Source organism: Nevskia sp. (genome assembly GCF_023266035.1).
Taxonomy (GTDB): domain Bacteria; phylum Pseudomonadota; class Gammaproteobacteria; order Nevskiales; family Nevskiaceae; genus Nevskia.
In genome coordinates this window covers 1-5,296 of the sequence record NZ_JAHFRY010000202.1, presented here as the reverse complement: position 1 = coordinate 5,296, position 5,296 = coordinate 1, and the positions used below count along the sequence as shown (strand labels likewise).

Below are 5,296 nucleotides of genomic sequence, written 5' to 3'. Positions count from 1 at the left end.
CCGAGGCGTGACCGCCTGGCAAGTCCAGGTATCGACGAGCAGTTGGCCGTTGGATTCGCCTTCGGTATTGGTGCCGGCGCTGAAGGCGCGGAACCGCATGATCCAGTTGCAAGGCACCGTGTGCTGGATGTCGAAGCAGATGTCGAGCTTCATGTCCTCCGGGAAGATGTGCTTCACCGATCCGGTGGGCGCAACCGAGCGAACCCAGAACAGCGTGTTGATGCCGCGTGGCGTGATGGTGTGGATCGGCTTGATCTCGCCGTAGGCACGATCGCCGCCGACCGTGTTCGGGTGCACCCAGGTCAGGTGGCTGAGATCGGCAAGATTCTCGATCTCCCAGCGATAGTTGGTCTGCACGCGCATCTGCGAAGTCTTGATATGCCAGTTCGGATCACTCGGCCCGACCGAGAAGCAGATCAAGTTGGGATCGGCCTTGGCGGGTTCGCCCATCCAGACCCAGATCCAGTTGTCCCTCTCGACCACCGGATAGGCGCGCACGCAGGCACGCTCCGGGATGGTCGTCTGGCCGGGAATTTCCTCGCAGACGCCTTCGCTGTTGAACTTCATGCCGTGGTACAGGCAGCGCAGGGAGTTGCCCTCCTTGCGGCCCAGAGACAGGGCCGCCTGCCTGTGCGGGCAGCGGTCCTCGAGTGCCACCACACCGCCATCAGGCTTGCGGTACAGCACCACGCGCTCGCCGGCGATCATTCTTGAAACGATGGCATCGCGGCCCTGGTGAACTTCGTAGTCCCAGCCGCCGCAGTACCAGGCATTCTTCAGAAACATGTCGATCTCCTCTCTGTTTATGGACGCAAAGCGGCCGCTCGCTATCGGTCGCTCAAGCCGAACTCGCTCCACCGAGTTGCCTGTGTCGGCAATCTAGGACTCGCGCAGAGACAGATCACCCTCCGAGAAGGTTGGAAGTAAGTACGGCGACGACCAACCGGGACCCCGACGGCAGGATTCGCAAGCAACACGGGGCGGGATCGCCCGTCTTCGCGGCCGGTGACAGCCATCGCATCAGGCCGGACGATCGCTCCACAGAAAAAGCGGCCTGAGCCGCATCCGACAACGCGAGATCCGGCACGACCGCGATCAGAGAGGAGACGGCATGGAACGGTCTGATTATTCGGAGTCGAGCGGCGACTCCGTCATGGATGTCGAGTTTTCGGGCATCGGCACTCGATCTGTCTTCGTCGATCCCTCACCCAGACAAGCAGATGGCCTCGAGTGCCACCCGCTCCACGTCATCGACCAGATCGTCCGCCATTCGCTGGACGTAGCCGATGCCTCTGCTGCGATCGGGGATGCCGAGCCCCCGCTTCCCGACGAGCAGATCATCCGGGCGCTGTTGCTGCAGGCCCTTTACTCCTTCCGCTGCGACAGGCAACTCGCCGAACAACTGCAGTACAAGCCGCTCTACCGATGGTTCGTCGGCTTGCACGATCCACAGGACCTGTGGGACGCCGAGGCCTACGCCCGGCTGCGGTCGCCGATGCTGGCTTCGTGCCAGGAAAACATCGCGTTTCGCTTGGCGCTCAGCCGGGCACGAACCGTCGCGCTGCAGTGGTCGCGGCACTTCCGGATCGATGAAGCGCTATTCGATGCCTGGCTCGGGATCGAGCGGCACAGGGCAGTCACCGATCTTCCGCTGTCACTCCGGCAACGGCAGAACATCGAGGCTGCGGCCAGCCAGCCACCGGAGCGCAGCCCCCTGGACCGGGCGCTGGACCTGATCATCAAGCGGATCGGAGACCATGCGCTGAACTCGGATTCGCTCGCCGCGGCGCTGCGAATGTCCCGTCGCTCCCTGTATTACCTGTTCGAACGACAGAACCTGACGCCGACCGAAGCGATCCGGAACATCCGTCTGGAATGCTGCAAGGAAGCCCTTGGAGACCCGCACCAGCAGAGCCGCAAAGTGATCGATATCGCCTTGAACTTCGGCTTCTCGAGCGCCGCTGCGTTCAGCCGGCAGTTCAAGCAGCGTTACGGTTTCCAGCCGCTGGCTTTTCGCGAGGTGATGCTGCGCCAGGCTGCGTCCGGAAGCTGCGCCTGCGCGCGCTGATCCTCAGCTGATCCAGTGATGCTGCCGCGCTCGCTTGATGGCATCCGGCCTTCGGCGCACGTCGAGCTTGTCGAAGATTCGCTGCCAGTACCATTTCACCGTGCTTTCGGCGAGGCAGAGGGATTCCGCGATATCGAGGTTCTGGTAGCCCTTGGCACCGAGGTCCAGGATCTGGATTTCCCGCTGACTCAGCGAGGCGTGATCCGTGGCGCCGTTCTCCGGCGAAGAACGTTCGGCAGGAAGACGATCGAGCACGCCCGCCGCCGCCAACACCATGCGCAGATAGTCCTGAGAGCAAGGCCCGCCCTCGGGCAGGCTGGTCCGCTCGATCTCCATCAACAGGTCGACGATATCCGCGCCTTCATCGATCAGCGAGCGGATGAAGCAGCCGCTTTCTCCCATCTGCAGACACTCGACCATGACTCTCAACGCCGCGCGGCGATCGCCAGCAGCAGACAGCGCTTTCGCCAGCAGCACGCCGCAGCGCAAGGCCGAGCGATGGCAGTGCCGGCCCTTGGTGAACAGGTACCAGAGCCTGAGTTGAGCCGCCGCCTCCCGGGCATTGCCGGCAGCCAGCAACAAGCGCGCCGCGATCAGCGCCAGCAGCTCTTCCCGGGTCGTTGATCCTTCCGCGGGTGCGGCATCCGCACCCTCCTTGAAGCCACTGGCCCGAACCAGGGCCTGAGCTTCCTTCACGCCGTTGCCCAGCAGCAGCGCGCGCACACGCTCGTTGAGGATGGCGGCCTGCATGCGTTCGAAGCCGTATTGCGCGGCCAGCCAGGCGCCGTCCTCGAGCAGCGTTTCGGCCTCGACACGGCGCCCCCGCAACATCAGCAGTCGCCCCGAGGTGACGAAGCCGGCAATCAGGTTGTCGACGAAGCCCAGCTCGGACGCGATATCGCGCTGCGCGAGAATCTCCTCGGCTTGATGCCGCTGGTCTCGCTCGTAGTACAGCTCGGCGAACATCAGCGCGGGCATGTTGTACAGCGTCGAGTGTTCACCATGCAGTTCCACCGCCACCTGCAGGGCGCGTTCGTACGCCTCCTGGGCATGCGTCAGATCACCGCGGGCCATGAATGTCGCCCCGGCGATGGACTGGTGGAACACGACGCCGTACGAAGCACCGCCTTCAACGAAGCGTTCATGCAACATCCGGCTCGACGTGGTGACGCCCTCGCAATGGAACAGCTCGCGATTCGCCGCCATGATCGCGGAGCCCGTCGACGCACACATGAAGGGATCGCGGGTCTTGCCGTCCTTCAACCAGGCCTGCGCCAATCGCAGCGTGGTGGGCGAATCATCCGACAGCAGGGCCAGCATCATCTGCCGGTGCGCCAGCTTCGCCTCTAGAAAGACCATTTCCGGACAGCCGCCTGCTTCGCCGTGCTCCAGCCGTTCGTCGAGCGCTGTCCGCACGTGTTCCAGCGCGAGCTTGGCATCGGTGAACTTCCAGGACAGCTCGCTGTGCCAGGCACATTCCAGCTGCAAGCGCGGCAAGCGATGCAGCAGCTCGCCGGGCAGACGTGAAGATAGGGACAGCAAGGTCGCGGTCTGGCCCGCCGCGAACAGATCGCCGCTGGCCCTGTCGAGCAGCTCACCGGCGCGAGCGATGTCGCCGGCACTGAAGGCGTGCCCGATCGCTTCGATCATGAAGCGGTGCTCGGCAAGCCACTGCGACGCATGCCGGTGATATTCCGCGGCGCGATCCGGGTGGCGATCCTTGAGGCGACGACGCAGGAAATCGGAAAACAGGTGGTGATAGCGATACCAGTGATGCTCGGCATCCAGCGAGAAGACGAACAGGTTGCGACGCTCGATCTCGTCGATCATCGCCCGTCCGTTTTGTCGCTCCAGCACCGCATTGCTCAGGCTGCAGTTGAACCGGTTGAGGATCGAGGTCGCGAGCAGGAAGTCCTGAAGTTCCTCTGGCTGGCGCCGCAGCACTTCTTCGCCCAGAAAATCACCGATGCTCCGATGCTCGCCCGAGAAGCGATCGAGAAAGTGATCGATGTCGCTGCTGTCACTGAGCGCAATACCGACCATCTGCAGGCTGGCAACCCAGCCCTCGGTGCCTTCGCGCAGGCGGGTGACCTGCGCCTCGCTGAGCTGTACGCCGCTGACCTTGGCGACGAATTCCCCGACCTCCAGTTCCGAGAACATCAGGTCGGCCACGGCGACCTCATGCAGTTGTCCGAGCGCCCGCAGGCGGCTGACCGGCAACTCGTTGTGGGTGCGCGTCGCGATCAGGAAATGAATGTGGGGAATCGGCGACAGCAGGATGGCATTGACCAGATCCCGGATGTCCTCATCGGCGATCAGATGGTAGTCATCGAGGAACAGAAACAGGTCCTGGTCAAGCGTCGACAGCTCGTTCAGCAGCAGCGTCTTGAGCGTGTCCGACGGCAGGCTGGCGCCGCCGCTGAGCAGGATCGCGAGCCCCTGGCCGAAGCGGATACCGGTACGGCGCACGGCATCGACGAGGTACGAGATGAAGCGGCTCAGATCCTTGTCGCTCTCGTCGAGGCTGATCCAGCCGACGCTACGTCCAGCAGCCTTGAGTTGCGAGTGTGCCCGCACCAGTACGCTGGTCTTGCCGTAACCCGCAGGCGCGCAGACCAGCAGCAGCTTCTGCTCCTGGCCGCGTTCGATGCGGGCGATCAGTTGGGGCCGCTCGACCAGCACGCTTCGCTGTGTCGGCGGCATGAGCTTGGTCGTCAACGACGCGCCAAGGATGCGGCTATGCGACATGGCTCCTCCTCTCTACAGGCGCGGCGGACTTATGGTTGTCCGCTCGGCTACATGCGAGAACCGCAGTATGGCGCGAGATCAGCGCCCGAGCGATTTGGCGGAGTGACCTGCTATCCCCCAATTCGCCTTGGGCACGTCATGGATCAGCACGCGCACTGCATCGGGTGACACCTCCGCGGCCTCTGCCAGCGCGGCGGTCACCTCGGCGATCACGGCCGCCTTCTGCTCATCGCTGCGTCCTTCGATCAGATGGATATGGGCAATCGGCATGGGCTTGCACTCCGCTGAAGGGAACGACGAGATCAGGCAGCGAGCAAGCCACGTTCACGGGCCATGTTGATCGCGGTGTCTTCGATCATGTCTTCCTGGCCACCGACCATCTTCAGTCGCCCCAGTTCGATCAGGATCTCTCGTGCCGGGACGCCATACTTGGCTTCGGCTCTTCGGGCAAACAGCAGGAAGCTCGAATAGACGCCGGCA

Annotated in this window: 4 protein-coding genes and 1 pseudogene; 1 reads left to right on the top strand and 4 read right to left on the bottom strand. The window is 63.5% G+C overall.

The features are described 5' to 3' along the window. Positions 1 to 786 (bottom strand): Rieske 2Fe-2S domain-containing protein (locus Q0D45_RS20660; RefSeq protein WP_293397531.1); only part of this gene is annotated, 786 nt, incomplete at its 3' end. Between the two features lie 325 nt (positions 787 to 1,111). On the opposite strand from Q0D45_RS20660, the gene Q0D45_RS20655 reads away from it, so the two are divergent. After that, a complete protein-coding gene (locus Q0D45_RS20655) occupies positions 1,112 to 2,068 on the top strand; it encodes a helix-turn-helix domain-containing protein (RefSeq protein ID WP_366946516.1) in 957 nt (318 codons plus the stop codon). 3 nt (positions 2,069 to 2,071) lie between these two features. On the opposite strand, the gene Q0D45_RS20650 is transcribed toward Q0D45_RS20655, so the two are convergent. From Q0D45_RS20650 to Q0D45_RS20640, 3 genes and pseudogenes are all read right to left on the bottom strand, one after another. Next, complete coding sequence (locus Q0D45_RS20650) at positions 2,072 to 4,816, bottom strand: LuxR C-terminal-related transcriptional regulator (protein WP_293397529.1); 2,745 nt, start codon at positions 4,814 to 4,816, stop codon at positions 2,072 to 2,074. A gap of 78 nt (positions 4,817 to 4,894) precedes the next feature. Beyond that, complete coding sequence (locus Q0D45_RS20645; protein WP_293397527.1) at positions 4,895 to 5,086, bottom strand: 2-hydroxymuconate tautomerase family protein; 192 nt, start codon at positions 5,084 to 5,086, stop codon at positions 4,895 to 4,897. Positions 5,087 to 5,118: 32 nt separating this feature from the next. Then, positions 5,119 to 5,296 (bottom strand): annotated as a pseudogene (locus Q0D45_RS20640) (4-hydroxy-2-oxovalerate aldolase); the annotation flags it as partial.